Below are 24,859 nucleotides of genomic sequence, written 5' to 3'. Positions count from 1 at the left end.
TAATAGAAAAACCGAGTCGGGACGCGCTCGGTTTTTTTGTTGTTCCGTTATGTACGAGACTAGATGTCTGCGCTTTCATCTTCGCCAGCTTGAATTGCCTTGGATGCAGAGATGGACAGCTTTATGGATACAGCCTTATGCTCGCCTTTCAGAAAATGAGCCAGACGTTCCAGCTTATCAGCAAGCTCCGGACCGCTCAGGGTTACATTCAATTCATAGCCGAATTGATCAGCCGGAACGGAACGTTCGGTATACGTATAAACACCCGCCGTATAGGCTTCCGGGCCTGATCTGGAGGTTAAAATTTGCTCCGGCGAGAATTTGTCTGATTTGTTCACGACGCGCTCGTAAATCCGCAGCTTCTTCAGCAGCATATAGTACTGAGCCGAGTGCTTGAACCCCCAGGCTTCACGAATATCCTTGAGCGTATAGTCCATTTTCCACTGCTTCAGCTTCTCGACTTGATCATCTGTCGACAACGCCAGAAATTCATCAATAGGAATAATTGGAAGCGGCATTAAACATCCCCCCGACTTTGAAATACGATTTCTATATGTTTTTCGCCATAACAACCGATATCCCTCTTCAAATTCTATAATTATTACAAATTATATAAATTATTTGTTCGAAAATAATTATTTTCTTGCTCTCGAGAATAGAAAAACCCATCTCCTCCTGTCACAAGGGATGGGCTTTTGTCGTTTAGACCCGGTTTAAACCAAGTGAGAGAAGGAATCGCGCAAAAGCTTCTGCGCCTGGCGGTGTACGCTTATAGACGCCTGCGTCCATCAGCACTTCAAGGAACTTGCGTCCGACTTCGTCACGAAGAAGCGCCTCAGCTTGCTCGGTTGTATGCGACGATCCGTGCTTCTCCACAATGGATGTAATCCAATCGGCGTGTTTGTCGAGCGGTCCGCCCGTGAGGGAGGCTCTGTCAAACGCTTGCTCGCCGGTTAGAATGACTGAAATCTGTTCCAGCTCGGCTTTGAGACGTCCCGGAAGAACCGCGAGTCCCATGACCTCGATGAGCCCGATATTCTCTTTCTTAATATGGTGCAGATGCTGATGCGGGTGGAAAATCCCATCCGGATGCTCCTCGCTTGTGCGGTTGTTGCGCAGCACCAGATCGAGCTCGTATTCGCCATTGTCGCGCAGTCTTGCGATCGGCGTAATCGTATTATGCGGTATCCGCTCGCCATTCTTCTCGGAGAACGCAAGGATATCCGCTTCCGCGTCGCTGTATGCACGCCATGCATCGAGGATGCTGCCTGCAGCGCGCAGTACCGCTTCTTTATCCGTTCCGTTCAAACGAACGACTGACATCGGCCAAGCTACAATGCTGTACGTAACGCCGTCCCCTTGCGGATGAGCAAACACGTGCTCGACAGCGGCTGTCTCCATGGGGAAGACATGGCGTCCGGCTTGGAAATGGTCATGGTTAAGAATGGAGCCGCCTACAATCGGCAGATCCGCATTGGAGCCGATGAAGTAATGCGGAACGACTTCTACGAAATCCAGCAGTCTTGCAAACGTAAGCGCCGAGATACGCATGGGAACATGCTTGCCGTGGAATACGATACTGTGCTCGTTGTAATACACATACGGCGAGTATTGGAAGTACCACGTCTCACCCTGCAGCTCCAGCGGCACGATTCGCAGATTTTGACGAGCCGGATGGTCCGCTCGGCCGGCATAGCCTACATTGTCGGCGCATAGCAGACATTTGGGGTAATTACTGTTCGTTGGTGCAAGCGACTTCAGCAATGCAATCTCCCGAGGGTCTTTCTCAGGCTTGGAGAGATTGACGGTAATCTCCAGGTTGCCATAGGCCGTCGGTTGCTCCCAATACTGATTCTTCGCAATTCGGTCCATCCGAATGTAGTTGGAATCGATGCTCAGTCGGTAGAACTCATCGGTTGCTTTACTCACGCCTTCGTTCTCCGACGTGCGGCGAAACCTCGCAGCAGCCTCGGAAGGACGCGGCATCAGCAGTCCCATAATACGCGCATCCAGCAGATCACGGAAGGTCGTCGTATTATCTGCAATCAACCCGATCGAAGCCCCGTAATCCAGCAGCGGATCAAGCAAAGGTACGGCGCTCTCAAGCCGCTCCTCCGGCACAATACCTTCGTAGGCTTCGGTTAACCCGAATAATTCAAGCAGCGCATTCCGGGATGCAAAGACATCCAGCGGAGGCTCAATCATTCCGCGCTGCACCGCAAATTGCACGAGCCGTTCTATATGAAGGAGCACGGTGTCCGTGCTCGCTTGTGGCATCTGGTGGTTAGTCATTGCATTTACTCCTCTCGCGGCACGGGTACATGCTAGTCTTTGTTGTAGCCGCTTGGATTTGCTTGATGCCAAGCCCATGCGCTCCCAATAATGTCTTCCAGCTTATTGCGGGATGGATTCCAGCCAAGCTCTCGGCGTGCCCGATCCGAAGAAGCTACAAGCACAGCCGGGTCGCCGGCACGGCGTGTCTCCGTAACAGCCGGAATTTCGCGGCCTGTTACTTGGCGAGCAATATCAATGACCTGCTTCACGGAGAAGCCTGTTCCATTGCCCAGGTTGTAGATGGCGCTGTCGCCGCCTTGACGCAGTCGCTCTACGGCAAGGACATGGGCGTCTGCCAGATCGCTCACGTGAATGTAGTCGCGTACGCAGGTTCCGTCTTCGGTCGCATAGTCATCGCCGAATATCGAGATATGGCTGCGCTGACCGAGCGCGGTTTGGAGCACGAGCGGCACCAAGTGCGTCTCCGGATGATGATCTTCCCCGATTCGGCCGCTTGCATGCGCGCCTGCTGCGTTGAAATAACGCAGCGACACGTATTTCATGTCGTAAGCGGTGTCGTACCACTTCATCATCTTCTCCATCGAAAGCTTCGTTTCGCCGTACGTATTGGTCGGCAACGTACGATCTTCCTCGTGAATCGGAATGTTTTCCGGTTCGCCGTAGGTAGCTGCGGTTGACGAGAACACGATTCGTTTGACGCCGTATTGGTTCATTTTCTCCAGCAAACAAAGTGTGCCGTAGACATTGTTATGATAATATTTGCCGGGATCCTTCATGCTCTCGCCGACGAGCGAGTTTGCTGCAAAATGGATGACGGCATCGATCGCGTTCTCTCCGAATACCGTGTCTAGGAAATCGCCGTCTCTTAAATCGCCTACGTACAACTTTCCGCCAAGCACCGCTTCCTTATGACCCTGCTGTAAATTATCGATAATTACAATTTCCTCGCCGCGTTCATGCAAAGCCGCCACTGCGTGCGACCCGATGTAGCCTGCGCCTCCTGTTACTAGAACTGCCATATGGTTTCTCCTCCTCTATATCTGGGTACTGATTGATTACTATTATTGTTGTTCGACTCCATTGCCGATCGTGCACACGTAGAAATCTGGTACAAGTCCGGTTGTTTCTGTATAGATGCGTCCAACCTCTGCTTTGAATGTCTCTACGCTGTCCTTATGAACAAGCGATACCGTGCAGCCGCCGAAGCCTGCGCCTGTCATGCGGGAGCCAAGTACGCCGTCAACGGTGCGTGCCGCAGCTACCATGGTATCCAGTTCGTCTCCTGTTACTTCGTACAGGTCGCGAAGCGAATCGTGAGAGGCATTCATCAATTGGCCGAATGCTTGCAGATCATTTTCTTTGAGCACTTTCATGGATTGAAGCACGCGGTCGATTTCTTCAACTACATGTTTCGCACGCTTCAATACGATTTCATCTTGAATGAGGTGCTGGTTGGCTTCGAATTGCGCCAAGGAAAGCTGACCGAGCAGCGTTAGCTCAGGGAATGCTGCTTTGAGATCCTGAACCGCTTGATCGCACTGGCTGCGGCGCTCGTTGTATTTGGAGTCCACTAGTCCGCGGCGTTTGTTTGTGTTGCCGATGACGATTTGGTAATCGCCGGAATTAAACGGGATCAGCTCGTATTCAAGCGTGTCGCACATGAGCAGAATCGCATGATCCTTCTTGCCGTTTGCAACTGCGAATTGATCCATGATGCCGCATTGCACGCCATTGAATTCATTCTCGGACTTCTGTGCGAGACGTGCAATTTGGACCGTGTCTGTCGCATGACCTGTCATGGTTAGAAGTGCATAAGCCGTTACGACTTCGATGGAGGCCGAGGACGACAAGCCCGCTCCGTTTGGAATTTCGCCATGGAACAAGAGATCGAAGCCTTGGCTGAACGTGATGCCCCGCTGCTCGAGCTCGTTCACGATGCCTTTCGGATAATTCATCCAGTCATCTGCTTCGTCATGCACGATCGGTGAAATCGGAATATGTTTATGAAGATCAAAGTTTGTGGAAGCGAGTCCCAGCTGTTGATCCTCGCGTTTGCGAATCAGCAGTGTAGTACCGAAGGTCAGTGCAGCCGGGAAAACATAGCCGCCGTTGTAGTCCGTATGTTCGCCGATCAAATTGACGCGGCCCGGTGCGTGGAATACTGCTATTTGTTCTGCCGACTCCCTGCCGTATGTGTTCAGAAACCGCTCAGTCAATTCATGGATGTTCGCCATTGTGCTACACCGCTTTCTTGGATTTTAGTTGTTGTTTTATAGGTTTAGTATAGCGGAATAGAGAGAGGAACAAAATGGCTTGATGTGAACTTCACATGGAATTTTGTGACCTGTTAACGGTATTAACGAGCCTGCTGTGTTATAATACCTGTAAGCTAATCACTTGGAAAATGGAGGTGTTTCAGCACGATGTCGCTGCAGCCTACCTATACCGTGCTCTCAAATCCGGTTCCGAACGAACATGGTGATTTATATGTATTGTTCTCAGGGGAAAGTCAGACAAAGCCCGATCATTTGATCGGGCCTAAAGTCTATGATTTCTATTTGATGCATCATATTCTGTCCGGCTCCGGCACCTTCACCTATGCCGGCGGACAGTATGAATTGCGGGCCGGGCAGACCTTCCTCATTCCGCCCGGGCAGCTGATCAGTTACGCCTCCAGCAAAGGAGATCCTTGGCGGTACCGCTGGATCGCCTTTGAAGGCCGGCACGCGGAGCCGCTTGTGGCCGGCGCCGGTCTCGATTCGGCGATGCCGATCGTGGATACGGGAGGCAATCCACGCGTTGCCGTGTTGTTCCGCAGCATCCAGCGAACCTTCCGCCTTGGCGGTGGGGCGGCCCATCTGCGCGCAGTCGGTTATTTGTACTTGCTGTTCGCGGAGTTCGGCGCGGCTGGGCCCGATACGGATTCCGGCGCGGCGCAGCGCGGGCAAGACAGCGAGGCGCTTGCCGGCGACGTCATCCGGTATCTGTCGACGCAATACGCCGAGCCGATCTCGATCGAACACATGGCCGACGCGCTCGGCTACAACCGCGCTTATTTGTCGCGCATCTTCAAGCAGCAGACGGGCATTACACCCGTCACGTTTCTGCTGAAGCTGCGTATCGACAAAGCGCATTTGCTGCTGCGCGAGCGCCTCGAGCTCACGATCGAGCAGATCGCGGCGTCCGTCGGCTTCCAGGACGCGCTGTACTTCTCGAAGCAGTTCCGCCGCTTCTACGGGCAGTCGCCGACGGCATATCGCGAAGCGATGCGCCGGCTTTAGTGCCGGCGGCGCGCGCGGATCGCGGGGAAACGCGCGCGGGTGGCGCTGCTGGTGCAGCTAGGCGCGAGTGAAGCCCGTGGCGCTAGATCCGCGGATGATCTAGGCGCATGCGGAGCCGCGGGTCCGTCGGTGCGGAACCCGCGAGTGGCGCAGCTTTGCGTCGTTAGAGGCTAGACCGAAGCGCTAGACGCGTCTGCGGCCAAAAATAAACGAGATCACGAACAGCACCAGGAACACAACGAACAACACTTTCGCTATTCCGGCTGCTGCTGACGCGAGTGTGAAAAACCCGAGTACTCCAGCAATAATAGCAATGATAAAAAACATAAGTGCATATCCCAACATCATTCCTCACCCTTTCGGTTTAATTGGTTTGTTTGGTGTAGCACCTTGCCTTACTCTGCTTTAAACAGCCTGTACGTACTTGAAACGCAAACAAGGGTTACCTCATCATCCACGTTCCCGGATGTAATGAGGTAACCCTCTGTTTTCACTTACTTTAAAAGTTACTCGAAATATGAGAGGTATCCAATACCGCTCATTATAGTAATTCAGGTTTTTTCACCGAATGTGAGGTATTGGGTACGGTCTCTTACACCCCCCTAAGTTACTCCATTCGCCGCTCTTCAACCAACTTCGCACTACTCTGGGCGAGCTTCTTGCACGATATTCGCTGATTCGGCTCCCATGTAGATCTCGGGGCAAGTGTGTTGCTCCCAGAGCTACTCTTTCTCCGAATCCGATGGTTCTGCGCCTATGTGTTGCTCCTAGTGCCACTCTTCAGCCACTAACTAACGGTTTCCCACCTTTGTGTTGCTCCTAGTGCCACTCTTCCACTGAAATCGGCAGTTTAGCGCATATGTGTATCCCTGAGAGCTACTCCTGGCGGAAACAAGATAGCGATTATACGTTCAGCTTCAGTGTTAAGCAGGATTTTCGGTGGCCGACGAGCTGGCCGGCGTCGTTGCGGATCTCGGGTGAGATTTGGCTGCGGATCCGCGTGATGAGTGTCTCGCCGAGCTTCAGCTGCTCGAGGATGGCACAAACCGCTTCAGGCCATGGTGACTCTCCACCATCGGCCAACTTAATGACGACTGCCAGCCGCTCCTTGCGCAGGCCGAAAACGAAGACGCCTTGCGCGCCGCTCTTGGCGACTACGTTTCCGTCACCCAGCATCACGCTGGCTAACCGGTCCGGACCCTCCACTAGGGTCGGGTGGCTGATCATCGCTGCGGTGATGCGCTTCGCAGCGGCTGCAATGGCAGCCAATGTAGCTGATCCTTCGCCTCCGCCTGCAACGCCGGTCCCTGGCGTCCCAGCCACTCCGGCTTCCGCTTTTTTCAATGCGGCCCCACGTGCTTCGCCGCCTCCTACCGCCACAGTGGAAGCTGAAGCCGCTCCGGCTTCACCTTCAAACTCACTCGCCAGCACGGCGGCGTTCTCTGCCGCAACAGGAGACGCAGCTTCGCTGCCCCAAGCGGCAAAACGCGCATAAACCAGTGCGAGCCGCCACATTGGCATCGCAAACACCGGCAGGCCGCAGCCGTCGATAGCGCTGCCGATCTCCTCCGGAGCGAGCTCCGCCATTGTCGCGACTGTGCGCAGCAGCTCCTGCTGGAGCGGATGCTCCGGCTGCGTATACGTCGCAAGCGGCCAACCGCGCAGCTTGCACAGTGCAAGCATGCCGATGTGCTTGCCTGCGCAAACATGGTACAGCTTCCGCGGTTTCCCGCCTTGACGAAGCAGCTCATCCCGAGCTTCCGCATTGGCTGGAAGCATCGGACCAAATACCAGCTGCTCTTCTCGAACGCCGGTTTGCTTCAGCATTTGTTCCAGCACGGCAATATGTGCCGGCGTACCTTGATGGGATGCGCACATTAGCGCAATTGCCTCATCCGTCAATCCGTATGTTTCAACGACGCCGCCAAGCACGGATGGCAAGGCTTGAATGGGTTTGGCAGTAGAGCGCATATAGGTCCATATCGACGCGTCTCCAACCTGCGCAATGAGTTCACCATCCCATGTCACGACTGCTGCGTGACCGCTGTGAACATTTTCGACCCATTCGCCTCGTGTCGTCTGAACGAGCGGAACTCCCAGCACGCTCGCTGCTGTTGTTGCTGTCTGTATCATCGTGCTCACCCCTGGCATTTTTCCAATCCTACTCCCCAATTATGTTTTCCCACACCTAACTATATCCTGTTGTTCTACTCTATACGAGTTGGATCCTTGCTGCACCGCGGCCTTACTGTTCTCCAGCCTATCCAGCCTTGCAGCCTTGCAGCCTTGCAGCCTTCCACTCTCCAGCCTCTCAGCCCTCCAACCTCCGCCGTACCTTCCCCTACATTCCCTCAATCCCTACCAGCCTATTCGAAAGCCCAATCTTCGGTTTCACGTTTCAAATATTTCTGCCTGCGGGTATATAGAAGTCAAGTATACACTTATAGGAATATAAGGTTAAAGCGAGCGCACGCTGTGCACTGCTTAATCCAGTATACCAAAGGAGCCATCGATCATGGAAAATCCAATCTGCGGGCAAGCCGGAAGCAAGTCTAAACCAGTCGCGAACGCTCAGAACGGTACAATGGTTCAAGACTACCAAGACATGAAACGACTCGGTCACGACATGAAACATATGAAGACGAACAGTCAGCTGCAGGAAGAGGGACTCATTCCCGATCCGATTCAAGAATAGCATGTTTGCTTATCCAAAATAAGAGGAGGGATCGTGAACGATCCCTCTTTTTTCTCGTCCAAAAATGGGCATAGTAGCTACTGGAGGTATGATATTGATGAAAGTCCTACACAAAGGCCATCTCTATTGGCCGGAGACGCTGCAAAACCAAGCCACCTACCCTACTCTGAACGGGGATAAGGAAGCAGAAGTTGCAATCATTGGAGGCGGGATGTCAGGCTCATTATGCGCATACATGCTCGCCAAGAAAGGCATGAAGACCGTTTTGCTCGAGCGAGGCGATGTTGCAGGCGGCAGTACGATGGCTAATACGGGACTGCTGCAATTTTGCAATGACATTATGCTGTGCGATTTGATTGACCAAATTGGCGAGCGGGATGCGGTTCTCTTCTATAAAGGCTGTACCGAAGCAATCGTTCAACTGGGGGAAATCGCGGCCGAGCTGGAAGCAGATGTTGGTTTCGCTCCCAAAAGCAGTTTATACGTAGCAAGCACCGAGCAGGATCTGCCCAAGCTGAAGCGCGAATACGAGACGCTGAAGCGTCATCGCTTCGACGTGAGCTACTGGGAGCCGGATCAAATTGCTGCGGCATTCCCGTTCCGTAAGCCCGGCGCAATCGTAGCTCGCGGGGACGCGCAGCTGAATCCGTTTCGATTCGTGCATACCGCAATCGAATCAGCGGTGAACCGCTACCAGCTTGCCGTTCATGAGCATACCGATGTGGTCAGCCATGAAACGGAAGCGGACGGCACTCATGTGCTTCGCACATCGTCGCAGGCTGCTATTCGGGCCAAGCGTGTCATCTATGCGATCGGCTATGAACCGGAGGAGCTGCATGGAAAGCTCATCAAATCGAATTTGGACCGGACCTACGTCATCGTAACCGAGCCGCAAGAGCATCTTCAGCGGCAGTTCAGGGACTATTTTATCTGGGAAACCGCCCGCCCTTATTTCTATATGCGCATCACCGACGATGGCCGGGTTATTGCAGGTGGCTACGATGAAGAATCTCCTGTTCCGCTGGAAGAGAAAAAGGCGAGAAGCAAACATGCTGAGTTGCTGCTCACTCGCGTACAAGCCTTTTATCCTTCCTTCGATGCACCGATTGCACATGAATGGAATGCTACCTTTGGCCTCTCTTGTGACAACTTGCCTTTCATCGGGGAAGACCCGAATTGGAGCGGTGTTTATTATTGTCTTGGCTATGGCGGGAACGGGACGGTCTACAGCATGATGGGAGCCAACCTCCTGCATGCAAAGATTACGCAATCCGAGCACCCGCTTGCCTCCATCGTGGCACTGAACCGACCATCCCTGCAAAACCAAAACGTATAAACAGCGCTATAACAGCGGCGAGAGCATGCGTGCGACAACCTCTCCGGCCTTCTGCCGAAGCGGACGTTTCATAAATTCCTCGCGACTTACCTCGCCGCTGTCCTCCATATCCTTCATGAAATCCGCCTCAAGTCGATCGATTGCCTTCTCATCGAACAACAGCGCATTGATCTCGAAATTGCTGAAAAAACTTCTCATGTCCATATTTGCCGTCCCAACCGACGCCATCAAATGATCGACAATGAGCACTTTGGCGTGCATAAAGCCTTTGCGATACCGATAAATCCTTACACCTGCAGCAAGCAGTTCCTCCGCATACGATAAAGTAGCGCTCAGCACCAGCTTCGTGTCCGGCACATAAGGAATGATAATCCGCACATCGACGCCGCTCAGCGCGGCCGTACGAAGTCCCATTAACAGGCTTGGATCCGGAATGAAATAAGGGGTTTCGATATAAATGCGCGATTTGGCAACCGATACCGCCGCAAACACACATTCCAGAATGGCTTCGTCTCTGCTGTTCGGGCCGCTAGCTACGATCTGTACCTGCTCACTGCCTATGCAAGGATGCTCAGGCATATAGCTCGGATCTGCCAGTCGCTCCTTCGAGGTATACCACCAATCCTCCATAAACACTTCCTGCAGAAAATAAACCGCATCGCCTCTAAGCTGCAAATGCGTATCCCGCCAGAAACCGAGCTTCGGATTGCCGCCAAGGTACTCATCACCGATGTTAATGCCGCCGAGATAGCCCACCAGCCCGTCTACAACGACGATTTTGCGATGGTTTCGAAAGTTCATCCGTTTATCAAAGAACGCAATTCGAGGTGGCAAGAAGCATCGTATCTCAACCCCAGCCTGCTCAAGTTCCTTGATGTAACTCCTGCTTAAACTCATGCTGCCAATCCCGTCATAAATGACCCTCACTTCAATGCCCGCCTTCGCTTGGCGGATGAGTGCCTCTTTGAGCCGTTGCCCGATATGATCATCTCGGATGGTATAAAATTCAATGTGGATATGATGCCCGGCTTCCTCTATTGCTTGAAAAATAGCACCATACGCGGCCTCTGCATCCGTCAGCACAGTAGATTCATTGCGGCTCGTAATCGGCGACAAGGTCAGCCGCTGCAGCATGTGATAGAGTCTCTCCTGCTCGACAAATTCTTCGCCATGCATGTCACTCGGACGATGCACCTGCTCGCACTGTGATAACGCCTTGCGCCTCATACCCTCGGTGGAGCTGCTGTTTATACGAAATTCTTGCTGACGCTTGAAAGCTTGCGCGAGAAAGTAGTACATCACAAATCCGATTACCGGCAGCACAAACAAGATAAGCAGCCAAGCGACGGTTTTGGCAGGACGGCGGTACTCGAGTGCAAGAATTGTAGCGATTTGAAAGATAAATATGAGCAGTGCGGCGATTATCCAACCCAAGTCCAGCCCCCCTTTTGCATGCAATAACAGCCTTTTCTTCTTAGACTAGCTTTCACCCCCCACCTAGCGGGTATACATCGGTTATTGGCATGTTTTAAAGCTTCTAAGAATAAATAGCTATATGACCTACCGTAAGAGAGGGAGGATGATCGCAGCGATGTTCAAAGAGTCCAAACGGTCCGGTTCGGCCGAAACTCTGATCGGACTAGGCACACATGTAGAAGGGAAGTTAGTTAGTGAAAGCAGCATTCGGATCGAAGGCGAATACCGGGGCGATATTGATTGCAAAGGCGATGTCATTATCGGGGAATGCGGTGTGGCGAGGTCTGGCATTATCGCGCGCGACCTAACGATCGCAGGCAAGGTGTTCGGCGATATTGTAGCCAAAGGAAAGCTGACGATCACCGCTTCAGGCCAACTATTCGGCAATGTGCTTGCCCATACGATGCTGATTCAAGACGGAGGCATCTATAACGGCAACTGCCGTATGGAGCGTGCTGTCGAGCAGCGGACACGGCATCAGCAGGACGGTGCCGAACCTGCAATCCAGCCGCAACAACCGCAGCAGGTGAAGGAAACACAAGCGAAGGATAAAGCCCGGCAGGCCGGTTAGCGCAGGTGGTTGTCGCTTCCACCACTCCGCTGTAATGCCGATTTCCCCGCCGTAGAGCAACAATAAAAGAGCCGCCGCACAGTCCCGTTATGGCGACCGTGCAGCGGCTCTCTTCAATTAAGTGGCAACATCACGTTTGTTGAATATAAGCCATGTGATGCTCACGAAAACAATATAGTAACCGGCTAATACCGCTAGCGAGAAGCCCATGGTCAATTCATGTATATTATGCGTGATGACCGAGCTTTGCAGGTATTGCTTCAAATCCAGGTGAAGGAACAGGAGATATTCAACCCAGGCATACTTGAGATTGAAGAGCAAACCACTTGCAATCAGACCGAAGAAGTAGATGAACATCGACAAGCCTATCGCCAGACCGCCGCTGCGGAAGATCGTCGAGAGCATGAAAGCAAACGTGACGATCATGATAAGCCCAATGTAATCGAGCAGGTACACCTGAATCATGTAGGACAGCGGATGGGAGCTGTTTAGCACGCCAAGTGCCTCATTTGCCGTTGCACTGCTGTTATAGCCGAACAAGATCAAGTTGAGCACATAGGATGACACCAGCATCACGACTGAGAGCGTCAGAGCGAACAAAAGCAGCGCTATGTATTTGGAAAGCAAAATCTTCGAGCGGCTCCACGGACGGATCAGCAGCAGCTTGATCGTGCCTGCCGAGAACTCGCCGGCTACGCACTCCGCCGAGACTACGACGGTGAAGATGGTAATGAGGTAATAGGTAAACTGTTCGATGCCGTTGATAATCGTCCACATCGTATCATGTTCGGAGAACAATTTCGACAACGTGCTGACAACGATTACGATCAGCAGAATAATGCCGAGCATGATCCAGGTGCCAATCCGGCGGTAGATCTTCATATTCTCATTGCGTACCAGCTGCAGGAAATCAAACAACCTGCTCACCTCCTGTCATCTCTAGGAACTGATCTTCCAGCGACTTGTTCAGGACACGAATGCCGTACACTTTAATACCCGCTTGGACAAGATCAGCATTGAGCCGCGCTATCGTTTCTCGATCAGCCCGCACGAGCGCCGCATCCGCCTCGCGAGAAGCACCATGCTCCGCCAGCAGCTGCACGGCGGCATCTGGCTGATCCACCTCGAAGAGCACTTGATTCGTCTCGTCCGCAAGCGATGTACCGGGACGAATGCCGCGAACATCGATGAGCTTGCCTGCTTGGATGATCGCAACGCGATCGCACATCAGCTCCATCTCACTGAGCAAATGGCTCGAGACGAACACGGTGATGCCCTCTTCCTTGGCCAGCTTCCTCAAGTAATCGCGCAGCTCGCGAATACCGGCTGGATCAAGCCCGTTCGTAGGCTCGTCCAATATAAGCAGCGATGGTTTATGCATAATTGCCTGTGCAACGCCAAGCCGTTGGCGCATACCGAGCGAATAGGTTTTCACCTTGTCGTTAATGCGGCTCTTCAGCCCGACAAGCTCGACGACCTCGTCTATGCGCTGCTTCGTAATTCCCGGCACCATCCGCGAGTAATGCAGCAGATTTTGAAAGCCTGTTAAATATTTGTACATTTCAGGGTTCTCTACGATAGCTCCGACATGACGAATGGCACTTTCGTAATCCGTCCGGATGCTGTGTCCTTCAATAAGGACGTCACCTTTGGTCAGCTTCATCAAACCTACCATCATCCGAATCGTAGTCGTTTTCCCGGCCCCGTTAGGCCCAAGAAATCCGAATACCTCCGATCGCGGTAAATCCAATGTAAGATCCTCGATGATGGTGCGTCTTCCGATGACTTTCGTTACCTGCTGAAGACGAACGATCGGCTGCTGCTCGTCTTGCTCGGTCCGATAATCCACATCTATCCCCTCCTGCTTTAGGGAAGCTGAATGACGCTCATTCAAGCTTCACATCTCCATCAGTATACCGAAGTATGTAAGGGATTGGAAGTTATGCGAGATTGATCCTTTATCCGACCGACACGAAGGCTCGTTCCGCCTGATAGGATGGCCCAGGCATGCTGTGGTTCAGGTGAGGAACATTGTCTTGCTCGAAAGCACTAATCGCAAGCCCGCTTTTGGTATGACAATCATTGCAATAACCAAGGGGGTAGATAATCTTGTAAAACCCTGTAAGAAAAACAAGCCTCGCGTCTTGTCCCCCCCTTAAAAGCCCACAATCCACACAGCAAAATTGCTCTTTACTACCCATTTATAAATACGCCTCCTTTTGATCTCTATATACTATATGTATCATTATCCTTAAATATGTTACGTATTGTATCCAATGAGTATAGATTATGACAGTTTTCGATCCTTGTCAATAGTTGAGTCCTATAGTTTCCTTTACTAATCGAATAAAAACAAAAAAACTGTCAAATCCTGTTGGATTTGACAGTTCGATTCAGACTTTCGTTAACGCGATTCACGTTATAGAGTCTATCTTTCTAAAATATCGCGATTTACAATATCGGATGCCAGCCAGCACGGATAATGAAATAATTCCGCCTGCTACATCAATAATAACATCTTGAAAGGTTGGCGTTCTTCCAAACGATGATCGTTGGTTAAACTCATCGAAAGCGGAGACAATAAACGCTGTACCAAGGGCCAAGATCCAACGCTTCCATTCTTTATTCACAAAACGAAAAGAGAAGGCAATGAGGACCGTAAGGGAACCGTACATAAACAAATGTGCTCCTTTACGAAATAAAAACTCCATATATAAGTAGGGATTTAAATCTCTGGAGTAGTACCTGCCGTCATAATGGATGTTGAACGTCGGAAGCCACTCTCTTGCCGTCGAAGGACTAATCCATTTATGAAGAAACGGTATAATACTTTGCTGCTGATAGGATTGGGATGAAAAAACGAAAATAAGTGCAATCCAGCCCGCAGTTGTAAGCAGCACGTTTTTTCTTTTCACGTTCATTAAAGGATTTACATTTGAATTAATATGTCTCATCAAATGTCATAACCTTCTTTCTTAGTGCGCGCTCCGTAAATCGCTGGTAAAGCTGGTGAATACGAAGCTGATTCGGATGCATCGCCCGCAGATTCTGCAGAGTTGCCAACGCCAAACCTTGTCTTATAGCTTCATCGGCCACGAAGTGACACCCATATACGAACAAATTCTCCTCGCGCTTACGCCAAATAATTTCGCCTACTAAACTAAACTCCCACTCCCTGAATTTAATAAAGATTCGAATACGATAATCCGAGTTCACCGGAAAACGTAAATGCGTCATAAAATTGAGTCCTTCAAGACTAAGATCTTTTAATATAATTGACACTTTTCCTAAATCCACTTCGCTGCCGCGTACATCGTAAATGGTAACTGCAGCCTCAATTCCTTCACGGATCGCAATACGAACCTGATGCCTGCCCCCCATCTGCGTTTGATCGTCCATTATGTAGCACCCTCCATGAAATAATACAAAATGTATCAATAATGGATAAAAAAAGGGGCCATGCTTCGCCCTTGAAAATACCAATATGTAGCTTTAGCTTTAGAATTAACATGGCCCGGTGGTTAGATAAACACTATTCCCAGTGACTGATCAAACGCCCTGCTTTTTCCTTCTGGAGAAGTTCCTCCATGGCAAGAAGCAGCGGAAACTTCAATTCCTCATTCTGAATGGCAAAATCCAGTGTCGTCAGAATAAAGCCCAACTTCTCGCCGACATCGTATCTTACTCCGTCAAACTCATAGGCAAGCACGCCGATCAAACGATTGAGCTCCTGCAGCGCATCCGTTAATTGAATCTCGCCGCCGGCACCGGCTTTCTGACATTCCAGAAATGAGAATATTTCCGGAGACAGAATGTAACGGCCCATAATGGCCAAATTGGATGGAGCGTGACCTCGCTTAGGCTTCTCTACAAGCTGGTTAATGTTATACAAACGACCATCGTTGCTTCTCGGATCTACGATTCCGTAGCGATGCGTTTCCTCAATGGAAACCGCCTTGACACCGATTATGGATTTATTGTATTTCTCATATTGGTCAATTAACTGCCTTGTGCATGGTACTTCAGCTTGCACGATGTCGTCGCCTAGCAGAACAGCAAACGGCTCGTCACCAATAAAGTTTCTCGCGCACCAAACCGCATGACCTAGACCTTTCGGTTCTTTCTGCCTAATATAGTGGATATCCACGGATGAGGATTTTCTGACCTTCTCCAGAATGTCGAGCTTCCCTTTCTCCATCAGGTTCAGTTCCAGCTCGAATGCATTGTCGAAGTGGTCTTCAATCGCCCGCTTCCCTTTGCCTGTTACGATAATGATGTCCTCAATGCCCGACTGAATGGCTTCCTCCACGATGTACTGGATAGTTGGCTTATCCACGATCGGAAGCATCTCTTTAGGCATCGCTTTCGTTGCAGGCAGAAACCGTGTACCAAGTCCAGCAGCAGGGATAATCGCTTTCCTTACTTTTTTCATCTTCCTCACCTATCCTTTTTCTCTTGTTTACTTGAAGCAACGCAAGAAATTCATGATGCAATGCAAAAGAGACGTATAATCGGGCAAATTATAGGGTATACTAGGTGCTAACAAAAGATACAAATTGTATCAATTCATACTCTCACTTTACGATACATCCCGTAACACGTCAATAGTTCAAATTTCGTCCCTCTATGTTTGCGACATTTTGTTGCATCTCATGCAAAACTATCCATTTCGGTATAAACTGATGATATATAGCGCTACAAAATGTTAGGAGGAGCATGATGAATATTGGCAATCGAATTGCTAAACTGAGAGAAGATCAGAAATGGACGCAAGAGCAGACAGCCTCATCGCTCGGCATTTCGCGCGCCGCACTATCCCATTATGAGAAAAACAGAAGAGAACCGGATTCCGAAACCTTGATGAAATTCGCCAATTTGTTTCATGTTACTGTCGATTATTTAATCGGTCGTACGAGCAGTCCGGAAGCCGAGCTCGATGAGCCGGTCCGTGAATTTGTAGACAAGCTCGAATTGGCTAATGAGGAGCTCCTCAGTCAATTCGATTTCACAATAGACGGACGCAAGCTTACAATTGAAGAAGCTCGTCGATTTATAGCTTTTGTGCGTGCAGAGCGCTCAATGAGCTAACCCTAACAACAAAAAAACTTGCTGCGGGATCTCCCGCAGCAAGTTTTTTTGTTGTTACATCATTGAATGACCAATAATGGAGGATGCCCATTCTCTTTGCTATCAAACAGCACGCCAACTTCGTTTGTCACCACTTGAATCGTAAACGTTACATTTTGGGTGCCAGATGCTTTCTGACTCTTAATGTAGGAAGTAACATCCACATCCAGATAAGCACCGGTAGAAGCAACAGCAACCGTTTTAATCTCACTCTTCGTTAGGTTAGGCGCCGAATTCCAAGTGAGTTGACTCTCCTGCCAGGTTGACTCGGGGGAACCAAGAATCGAGATAACCGGACTTGTCTTCTCCGCATAGTTAGGGAAAATTCGCAATATTGCCTTACTCGTTGTCGAAGCAATCGGCGACAAATCGAATTTAATATTTACTTTGCGCGTATAGTCGATTTGTGCTGACGTCTTCGCCACGATGGATTTGTCAGCCCCATAATTAACTGCCGCAAATTGACCATCTCGAACAAAAGTATCTGCCGCCGCTGAGAAGGCACCTGTTCCACTTCCCGGTGTTCCTCCACTCGGAGGCTGAGTAGGTGAAGTGGATTGCGTGTATACAATTTGCAGCGTCGGTTTATTTGTTGCGCTCTCGCGACTGTTAAACTCTGCGAATAGCGCCTTTCCTGTCTGGATTAAGGCAAAGCTTGTACGTTTGTCGCCCTGCTGCTCTGCTTTGACAAACGAAGTTACATCATAGGTTCGCCATTGACGGGCACCGGCAAAGCGGATCTCTTGCAGCATCGCAAGCTGCTGAGGTTTGCTGTTCCATGTCATCGCATTCTCCGTCCAACTATCATTGGCTACCGAATAGGCGGCAATGGTTGAATCATCACCTTTGCTATCGGTCGTAGCCCCATTCACCTTTAATGAAGCCGATTGAATTTGCCCATTAATGGCGCTTAAGTCAAACTTCAGAAACGATTGTCTCGCATAGTCGGTGGCTCCGTTTGCCAGCACCAGCATATTCGCTGCTCCGTAATTCGTGTTTGCATAGGATCCATCACGAACGAAAGTATCCTCGCTTGGAGTCAGCTCCACCACGATCGGCGTCGGTGTCGATTCAGCAGCTTTCGTGAGCAGCTTAATCTTATGAGATGCGCCCATAGAACCACTCGTATTTACACTAATGATGGTGGTCGGTGTTGACTGCAAGACCGTAATCGTTGCATCTTTGCTAACCACAGAAGAAGCCGTCTTGGCAATTTCAATGACTACGCTGTCGCTCAGCTGTGTCGGATCCGAAATCGCAAGATCAAGCGCATCCCCCGTTTGCTGAGCCACAACAGCCGCAGGTGTTCTGGCCGTCAAATAATCAACAGAGCCTGTCCCCCAGAAATTAGCTGCGAGCAAGCCTAGCTTCGTTTCCTTCACTGCTTGTACTAGTTTGGTATTTGATACAATCTGAACATCCGGTGCTTCGCTGTACGATTTCGTTTCTGCGGCGGTTTTATTCGGCAGCAGCACATACGAATACGAAGAATCGACAGGATTCACGCCATGATTAATAGCTAAGCTTAAGTAGTTCTTCTTCAGCTGCGTTGTTGAACCGGTTTGATTAATCTGGTTCCAAGAGCCTGTACGTTGTTCTCTCAAACCATCAATAGTCGGCGACGTCGGAAAATAGTAACCGATATTCGAATTCGCTGCTGAGCCCTGCAAATGAGCCCATTTAACCCCCGTCATCGTTTCCGTCCAGCCTAATGAGGAGCTCTTCGCCGCATTATTGATTGTCAACAGATTGTTGCCGGTGTCATTAAGCTTCCGATTCTCGACAATAGTTTCGACTTTTCGCGAATCTCGACTCGTTATACCTGCACCTAAAGCGACAATTTCATCATCGAACATAAACCATGACTTCTTGCCCTCAAGCGTGCTATTGTCCGGGTCCAGATCCATCCCCGCCGTTCCGTACAAATCTTGCAGAGAAGCACCGCCGACCCAGCTCTTCGTGCTTAAGTAGGCTGCTTTCCTCGTAGCCCCGTCTGTCGTCACGCCCGCCAGTCGGTAGGAATTGACGGTCGGCCAGAAGTTGTCGCTGTACTGCGAGAGATCGCCGTTATATAGGTACGTCATTCCTTCGCTAGTGTACCATCCCTTTAAGTTCTCGTTGTTCATCAGCTCATAATTGGATGTTCGATTCGAGTACATGCTAAGCCCGAATGCGTAATTGGGCCTCAAATGAACGATACGATCCATAGAAGGATACTGCATATTTCGCACTAAATCAGCTCTTGGGGTGATGGCCGAATTATTCAGCACCGCTTTGACAAGCAGCATGCCGTTTATCGTTAATCCCCAATAGTAATTCTCGTAGCGATTCTCTGCCAATATCCAAGATTTCACCATTCTTCGCATCTCCAAAGCCTTATCATTCGACGAAATCTGAGCTAAACGCAAAATAATAATGCTTAATTCGCGTCCAGTCTTGTAATCTCGCAGATCCTCTCTGGAGATGGAACGTCCGCGAACGGAATCCATCATCGCACCTTTGTAAATAAACGGCTCAAAGGAACGGCTTACCCAGTTCTGTACATTCGCCACATTGGGGTCTTGTACAGCCCAGGCGGAACCATTCGTCAAATAGAGCAGGTCTGTTAAGTGATCCAAGAGCACATAACCATAGCTGCCCGTATAAGGGACATTATCATGCTGAATAAAGGAACCGTCCTTATAGAATCCGTCCCCCTTTGTTACGGTTGCAAGCACAAGACTTAATGCATCTCTTCCTTGTTGAATCTTGCTGGTATTCTTTCCGAGAAGCCCCCGGAGTGTCAGGATCAGCGATTTATCTACACGATTCGCTCCCGTTTCAACCCATTGGCCATCCGACTTCATCGTGGCTGTCGGGCAGAATCTGTCGACTGCGCGCAAATATTTGGCTACTTGATCAGCGGATAAATCATCATACATGAGTACCATGGTGTCTAGTAGGAACAGCGGTACTCCGATTTCCCATTCCCACCAGTTCGTTCCACTATATTCTTTCTCGTTCTCGTTGTACCGTTTGGCATACATCCAATCCATTGCACTGATGATCTCAGCCTTTAGTGACGCATTCAAATACAGGCTCGAGCCTGGCGATTTAAGTGCCAGCGCCATTGATCTCAGCCTTGAATAATCCCAATACAGATCATTGGAATATAACGGATTGGTAGTAGGACGATTCAAATCCGACCACAAGTATGTACGTGAGGCAGCCTTATTCAGGGTGTCCAACAAGCCGGTCTTACTCTTATTCGTGATTGTACCGGCTAAATTCGACAAATAGTAGAATATATCAGAATCTGTCGTGCTGTAGGTTCCGCCCGTCAATTTCTGCGACCATTTAATCCGCAGCGTATCAAAATCATCTGCTGCAGCCACCTTCTTAAGCGATGGCGTAAACGAAATGGACATGACAATGAATGCTAGCACTGCGATGAAATATCTTCTTAGCTGTTTCAACATGGTCTCTCCTCTCGACAACGCAGGAAGCGACCCGGCAAAGGAACTGCGACACATAATGCCGCATATCCCTCTGCCGGATCCCATTTGCGTTACTGTCGAATTTTAATGAAATACTTGCGTCCAAGCGATTGCTCCGTATTGACCTCAAGCTTTAATGTCGGCGTCGTTTGTACGATTGTTACCGCACCATCTTTACTAAGCACTTCAGCATTGTCCACTTGAAGCTCAATGACGAGCTTCTCTTGCTTCTGAGTAGGATCAGAGAGGGATAACATGATGTTGGAGCCGCTCTCTTGAAGCACGATAGATGCCGGCGATTCTGTACGAATGATTGAATACGATCCTGGCTTCCAGAAGTTCAATCCCGTCACATCCAGCGTCGTCTCTTGGACCGCTTGAAGCGAAGGCGAGTTCTCGATGATCTTAATATCCGGACTTTGGCTGTAATTTGTTACCGCATTAACGGTTTTATTAGGCAGCATGACATAAGCGTATGCAGCATTGCGAGGTGATTCCCCATGTGGAATAGAGAGGCTGAGATAAGGGGCGTTAACTACACGAGATGACTCACCGCTGCTTAGCTGCTTCCAAGAGCCGGAGCGCATCTCTCTTTTGACTTCTACATTTGCTTGATCTGGAAAATAGTAACCAATATCCGAAGACGCTGTGTTCCCTTGCAGATGAGCCCAGCTCACTCCTCTCAATAAACTGCTTGCGTTCATTGTGGAGGCTTTGCGGCTTCCATCTACTATCAATGAATTCGTTCCGCCATTATCGAGCTTACGGTTATCGACAATCGTTTCGACTTCACGGCCATTATTCGCATTGATTCCGGCACCGAGCGCGACAATTTCATCATCGAACATAAACCATGATTTATAGCCCGAAATGCCGCCGCTGTCGACTTCCATCCCTACAGCGCTATTGCCGTTTAATGTCGTACCGCCAACCCAGCTTGCGGAGCTCTTGATCCCAGCATTTCGCGTACCGCCGTCTGTGGTCGTTCCAGGAAGCCGATAAGGATCAATCGTTGGCCAAAACTTATCGCTATACTGTGTCAGATCGTCCGTATAGAGGTAAGTCATCCCTTCCCCCGTATACCAGCCTCGCAAATTCTCATTATTCATTTTCTCGTAATTTGCGATTCGCTCGGAGGTCATGCTGATGGCGAAGGTGAAGCTGCTGCGATGATGAACCGCTCTATCCATTGATGCGAATACAACGCTTTGATTGCTCGGAGTAGTAGGTACAATTAGCGCATTATTCATTAGCTGCTTGACTTTGCTAATGTGGAAGGCATCCAACCCTTGATAATAATTGGAATACCGCTTGTTTTCTATGATGTCGTCTTTGACGATTTGCTGGAGCTTCTTCTTCATCGCTGCCGGAGCAGAATCAGCAAGCCGCAGAAGTGCCAGCGTTACCTCCCTTCCGATCACATAGTCCTGCCAGCCTTGTCTGGCAATGTTTCTACCCCGGACCATATCCATCATGGTCCCTTTGTACATAACAGGCAGAAATGCATTGATCGCCCATTGATACACATTCGCTGCATCTGGACTGCTGACTGCCCATTCCGAGCCAGAAAGCACATACATCGAATCCGCTAAATGATCCAGTAGCACGTAGCCGTACCCGCCTGTATAAGCGACATTCACATGCTGAAGGAATGAACCATCCTTATAGAAGCCATCTCCGGATGAAACATACTCGAATACTTGATTCAGCGCATCTGCGCCTCTAGCAATCTCGCTTGCATTCCGCTGCAGCATTCCCTTCAATATGACGATAAGCGACTTATCGACACGATTGGCGCCTGTTTCCTCTTGTTCGAAATTGTACTGAATCGTAGGATCCGGAACAAACTTGTCCACCGCTCGCATATATTTCGCCACTTGAGTGCTGCTTAAGTCGTCATACATCAGAACTACCGTGTCGTTTAGTAGCATAGGTATACCAATCTGCCAATCCCACCAATTACTTCTTGAATTTGGCTGGATATTCTCATTGTAGCTATTGTCGTACAGCCAATCCAATCCACCTATAATACTATTCTTGAGTGTAGCATCATGATACAAAGAGGAGCCTTTAGACGCATACGCCAGGGCCATTGTTCTCAATCTGGAATAGGCCTGACTTACATCCGTGAAAAAAAGAGGGTCCGAAGTCCACTTTGTCAAATCTTGCCATAAGGATTGCGGAGAAGCACTCCTATTCATTCGGTCTAAATACCCATTCTTCGAACGATTGCTGACTTGCGATACAAGCTGTTGATTCCAGCTTCTGAGTTCTCGATCATTCGTTCCAGACTCCCCCGAGCCTAATAAACGTATCAGCCATTTGCCGCGAAGCTGTTCGAAACGATCCACAGGGGCAGCGGCATAGCTGACCTTCGGCTCCAGAGCAGCGGAACTATTGCTATCCGTGGAAACCGCTTCTTCACTGCGTCTTGGCCAAACTAGAATAGCGATACTGATCGAGACGATAATAATGGCTATTTTCATTAGTTTAGATGCAAACATAGTTCGAAATCGCCTCCTTAGGTGTACGCTCAACCTTTCAGAAGAAGACCCGCCGGGGGGTCCAGCGGGCCTTCTTCATTCTTGACAACCACGAAAACAACTCCTCCCTGAGAATAGGCTACAAAGCTCTCCTTCGAGGAGAATGTAGTCTTTCTGTATGGCAGAAGTGTTCCGAAGCGTAACCATCAACCGTATGATTCTTCTTTTTCTTTTAAATTCGGCATTAAAACAGGCATTTTGCGAATGCGCAGAACTTGCGCTAACAAATTCATACTGTACAGGGGATTCAAATACAAATATCTTCTCCAAAGACGCTTCGGCTCTTGGATAAGACGGAATACCCATTCCAATCCGCGCTTTTGCATCCAAGGAGGCGCTTGTGGAAGAATGCCTGCATGGAAATCGAATGCGGCCCCAACTGCGAGCAGCGGCATTGAGAGTACTTGCTTATATTCATAAACCCATACCTCTTGCCGAGGACAGCCCAAACCGACAAACACCATCTTCGCGCCGCTATTCCGAATTCGCTGGGTAACCTCTTGTTTCTCCTGAGACGTTAGCCGGCGAAATTTGGAAGGCTCTTTGCCTGCAATACGGATGCCGGGATACTTGCGCTTCAACGCCTCTTCGAACAGATTGATCGTCTCAAGCTTGCTGCCATACAAGTAAATAGGCAAACCATGTTTGGCTGCTGCTTCCGCTGTACGCAGCGTCAGCTCCGGGCCGTACACTCGATCGGGCAGCTTGATGCCGTGAGCCAGCCTTAGCCCCCATCGAACAGGCTGGCCGTCAGGAACGACCAGATCCAGTCCGTTGAGCCGGCGCAGATGCATTCTGTCCAGAAACCCGGTCATAACGCCGTGTACCGCTAATGCAGATACACCGAATGCTCGGCCAAGTTTAGCGTGCTTCACAATCTCTTGCACGGCGAAGGTATAATTAACCGCTGCTATATTGACGCCAAGGATTGAATGTTTCCCTTCGTTAATGGACGAATCTTTCATTTCGCCACACTCCATCGCTCTTGATTCGCAAGCACGATCTCTTCCATAATCGCTTTCACGTCAATACGAATATCCCATTGCGGATAGTGCGACCGGAATTTGTTTAGCCCGCTAACATACCAAATATGGTCGCCTGCGCGGGATTCATCCGAATAGGTAACATTCATTTTATTCCCAGTCAACTGCTCTGCATGAGCAATGGCTTCCAGCATCGAAATATTGGAGGCACGCCCTCCGCCCAGATTATATACCTCTCCCCCTCTACGAGGGTTGGAGAAGAATGTATGGAATGCCGCGATTACATCATTGCAATGAATGACATCGCGAACTTGTTTGCCTTTGTAACCAAAAATCGTGTAAGGCGTCTCCGTCATTGCGCACTTCATCAAGTAGTTAATAAAGCCATGCAGCTGTACGCCGGATTGGCGAGGTCCGCTAAGCACTCCGCCACGGAAACATACCGTCTTGAAGTTGAAATATCTACCGTATTCTTGAACAAGAATATCCGCGGACAGCTTGGAAGCACCGAATAACGAATGCATGTTTTGATCGACGCTCAGATCCTCTGCAATGCCATCTATATAGGCATGACCGTCCTCAATCTCGTAGCGCGTTTCCTTCTCGACGAGTGGCAGGCGATTAGGGCTGTCGCCATATACCTTATTGGTGGACGTAAAGATAAATACGGCTTCCGGGCAATGCTGACGCATCGCTTCAAGCATATGCAAGGTTCCGTTCGCATTCACGCCGAAATCCATAAGGGGATCCCTTGCAGCCCAATCGTGGGAAGGCTGTGCCGCTGTATGGATAATGAGGGAGATGTCAGAGCCGTATTGCTTGAAAATGCTGCAGACCGCATCAAAGCTCCGAATGTCGATGTCATGATGCTCGTATTTGCTGCCGAAAGCGCGCTCCAGACGTTGACGGTTCCAGTGCGTAGAGCCTTCTTCACCAAAGAAGGTTTGCCTCATATTATTGTCGATCCCGACGACCTTATAGCCGAGGCCTGCATAGAATTCAACAGCTTCCGAGCCTATTAAACCTGCAGACCCTGTAATCACTACTATGGACATATGGAATACCTCTTCCCTGCT

Annotated in this window: 21 protein-coding genes; 5 read left to right on the top strand and 16 right to left on the bottom strand. The window is 49.9% G+C overall.

Annotated elements, in window-relative coordinates; all coding sequences use genetic code 11:
• Positions 1–59: 59 nt before the first annotated feature.
• The 4 genes from AC50Y3_RS08310 to AC50Y3_RS08295 form a co-directional block, all read right to left on the bottom strand.
• Positions 60–518, bottom strand: a complete 459-nt coding sequence (locus AC50Y3_RS08310) for a hypothetical protein (RefSeq protein ID WP_494818308.1) — start codon at positions 516–518, stop codon at positions 60–62.
• A gap of 184 nt (positions 519–702) precedes the next feature.
• A complete protein-coding gene (locus AC50Y3_RS08305) occupies positions 703–2,292 on the bottom strand; it encodes a UDP-glucose--hexose-1-phosphate uridylyltransferase (protein ID WP_494818307.1) in 1,590 nt (529 codons plus the stop codon).
• Positions 2,293–2,324: 32 nt separating this feature from the next.
• Positions 2,325–3,314: a UDP-glucose 4-epimerase GalE gene (gene galE, locus AC50Y3_RS08300; protein WP_494818306.1), complete on the bottom strand. Its 990-nt coding sequence runs from the start codon at positions 3,312–3,314 to the stop codon at positions 2,325–2,327.
• A gap of 42 nt (positions 3,315–3,356) precedes the next feature.
• A complete protein-coding gene (locus tag AC50Y3_RS08295) occupies positions 3,357–4,529 on the bottom strand; it encodes a galactokinase (RefSeq protein ID WP_494818305.1) in 1,173 nt (390 codons plus the stop codon).
• A 189-nt stretch (positions 4,530–4,718) separates the two neighbouring features.
• Between AC50Y3_RS08295 and AC50Y3_RS08290 the strand changes: the two genes are divergently transcribed.
• Positions 4,719–5,576: an AraC family transcriptional regulator gene (locus tag AC50Y3_RS08290; protein WP_494818304.1), complete on the top strand. Its 858-nt coding sequence runs from the start codon at positions 4,719–4,721 to the stop codon at positions 5,574–5,576.
• A 183-nt stretch (positions 5,577–5,759) separates the two neighbouring features.
• Here AC50Y3_RS08290 and AC50Y3_RS08285 read toward each other — a convergent pair whose 3' ends face one another.
• Positions 5,760–5,921: a DUF1328 domain-containing protein gene (locus AC50Y3_RS08285; RefSeq protein ID WP_210657536.1), complete on the bottom strand. Its 162-nt coding sequence runs from the start codon at positions 5,919–5,921 to the stop codon at positions 5,760–5,762.
• 558 nt (positions 5,922–6,479) lie between these two features.
• Positions 6,480–7,709 (bottom strand): asparaginase, encoded by a 1,230-nt coding sequence (locus AC50Y3_RS08280; protein ID WP_494818303.1) that lies wholly within the window; start codon positions 7,707–7,709, stop codon positions 6,480–6,482.
• A gap of 382 nt (positions 7,710–8,091) precedes the next feature.
• On the opposite strand from AC50Y3_RS08280, the gene AC50Y3_RS08275 reads away from it, so the two are divergent.
• Together AC50Y3_RS08275 and AC50Y3_RS08270 are read left to right on the top strand one after the other, a co-directional pair.
• The gene (locus AC50Y3_RS08275; protein ID WP_494818302.1) at positions 8,092–8,271 is read left to right on the top strand and encodes a hypothetical protein; all 180 of its coding nucleotides are present in this window, start codon (positions 8,092–8,094) and stop codon (positions 8,269–8,271) included.
• A gap of 97 nt (positions 8,272–8,368) precedes the next feature.
• The gene (locus AC50Y3_RS08270) at positions 8,369–9,607 is read left to right on the top strand and encodes an NAD(P)/FAD-dependent oxidoreductase (RefSeq protein WP_494818301.1); all 1,239 of its coding nucleotides are present in this window, start codon (positions 8,369–8,371) and stop codon (positions 9,605–9,607) included.
• A 6-nt stretch (positions 9,608–9,613) separates the two neighbouring features.
• Here the strand turns inward: AC50Y3_RS08270 and cls are convergent, their stop codons facing one another.
• Entirely contained in the window at positions 9,614–11,041 is a 1,428-nt protein-coding gene (gene cls, locus AC50Y3_RS08265; RefSeq protein WP_494818300.1) for a cardiolipin synthase, read from the bottom strand.
• 145 nt (positions 11,042–11,186) lie between these two features.
• On the opposite strand from cls, the gene AC50Y3_RS08260 reads away from it, so the two are divergent.
• Positions 11,187–11,654, top strand: coding sequence for a bactofilin family protein (locus AC50Y3_RS08260; RefSeq protein ID WP_494818299.1), 468 nt, complete (start codon positions 11,187–11,189; stop codon positions 11,652–11,654).
• A gap of 117 nt (positions 11,655–11,771) precedes the next feature.
• Here AC50Y3_RS08260 and AC50Y3_RS08255 read toward each other — a convergent pair whose 3' ends face one another.
• From AC50Y3_RS08255 to galU, 5 genes are all read right to left on the bottom strand, one after another.
• Positions 11,772–12,581 (bottom strand): ABC transporter permease, encoded by an 810-nt coding sequence (locus AC50Y3_RS08255; protein WP_494818298.1) that lies wholly within the window; start codon positions 12,579–12,581, stop codon positions 11,772–11,774.
• On the bottom strand, positions 12,565–13,503 hold the full coding sequence (locus AC50Y3_RS08250; protein ID WP_494818297.1) for an ABC transporter ATP-binding protein: 939 nt from the start codon (positions 13,501–13,503) through the stop codon (positions 12,565–12,567). Before AC50Y3_RS08250 ends, AC50Y3_RS08255 begins: the two co-directional genes overlap by 17 nt.
• Before the next feature lie 565 nt (positions 13,504–14,068).
• Entirely contained in the window at positions 14,069–14,608 is a 540-nt protein-coding gene (locus AC50Y3_RS08245) for a VanZ family protein (RefSeq protein WP_494818296.1), read from the bottom strand.
• A complete protein-coding gene (locus tag AC50Y3_RS08240; RefSeq protein ID WP_494818295.1) occupies positions 14,595–15,053 on the bottom strand; it encodes a PilZ domain-containing protein in 459 nt (152 codons plus the stop codon). The genes AC50Y3_RS08245 and AC50Y3_RS08240 overlap by 14 nt, the downstream gene beginning before the upstream one ends.
• Before the next feature lie 133 nt (positions 15,054–15,186).
• On the bottom strand, positions 15,187–16,086 hold the full coding sequence (galU, locus tag AC50Y3_RS08235) for a UTP--glucose-1-phosphate uridylyltransferase GalU (protein WP_494818294.1): 900 nt from the start codon (positions 16,084–16,086) through the stop codon (positions 15,187–15,189).
• A gap of 287 nt (positions 16,087–16,373) precedes the next feature.
• On the opposite strand from galU, the gene AC50Y3_RS08230 reads away from it, so the two are divergent.
• Entirely contained in the window at positions 16,374–16,742 is a 369-nt protein-coding gene (locus AC50Y3_RS08230) for a helix-turn-helix domain-containing protein (protein ID WP_494818293.1), read from the top strand.
• A gap of 59 nt (positions 16,743–16,801) precedes the next feature.
• Here AC50Y3_RS08230 and AC50Y3_RS08225 read toward each other — a convergent pair whose 3' ends face one another.
• From AC50Y3_RS08225 to AC50Y3_RS08210, 4 genes are all read right to left on the bottom strand, one after another.
• Positions 16,802–20,239, bottom strand: a complete 3,438-nt coding sequence (locus AC50Y3_RS08225) for a polysaccharide lyase family 8 super-sandwich domain-containing protein (protein WP_494818292.1) — start codon at positions 20,237–20,239, stop codon at positions 16,802–16,804.
• Positions 20,240–20,328: 89 nt separating this feature from the next.
• Positions 20,329–22,761, bottom strand: coding sequence for a polysaccharide lyase 8 family protein (locus tag AC50Y3_RS08220; protein ID WP_494818291.1), 2,433 nt, complete (start codon positions 22,759–22,761; stop codon positions 20,329–20,331).
• A 185-nt stretch (positions 22,762–22,946) separates the two neighbouring features.
• Positions 22,947–23,765: a WecB/TagA/CpsF family glycosyltransferase gene (locus AC50Y3_RS08215; protein ID WP_494818290.1), complete on the bottom strand. Its 819-nt coding sequence runs from the start codon at positions 23,763–23,765 to the stop codon at positions 22,947–22,949.
• Entirely contained in the window at positions 23,762–24,838 is a 1,077-nt protein-coding gene (locus tag AC50Y3_RS08210) for an NAD-dependent epimerase/dehydratase family protein (protein ID WP_494818289.1), read from the bottom strand. The genes AC50Y3_RS08215 and AC50Y3_RS08210 overlap by 4 nt, the downstream gene beginning before the upstream one ends.
• Between the last annotated feature and the right edge of the window lie 21 nt (positions 24,839–24,859).

Source organism: Paenibacillus sp. J22R98, from assembly GCF_059383835.1.
The sequence above is the reverse complement of the archived record's forward strand: the minus strand, read 5'-3'. Positions and strand labels throughout refer to the sequence as shown.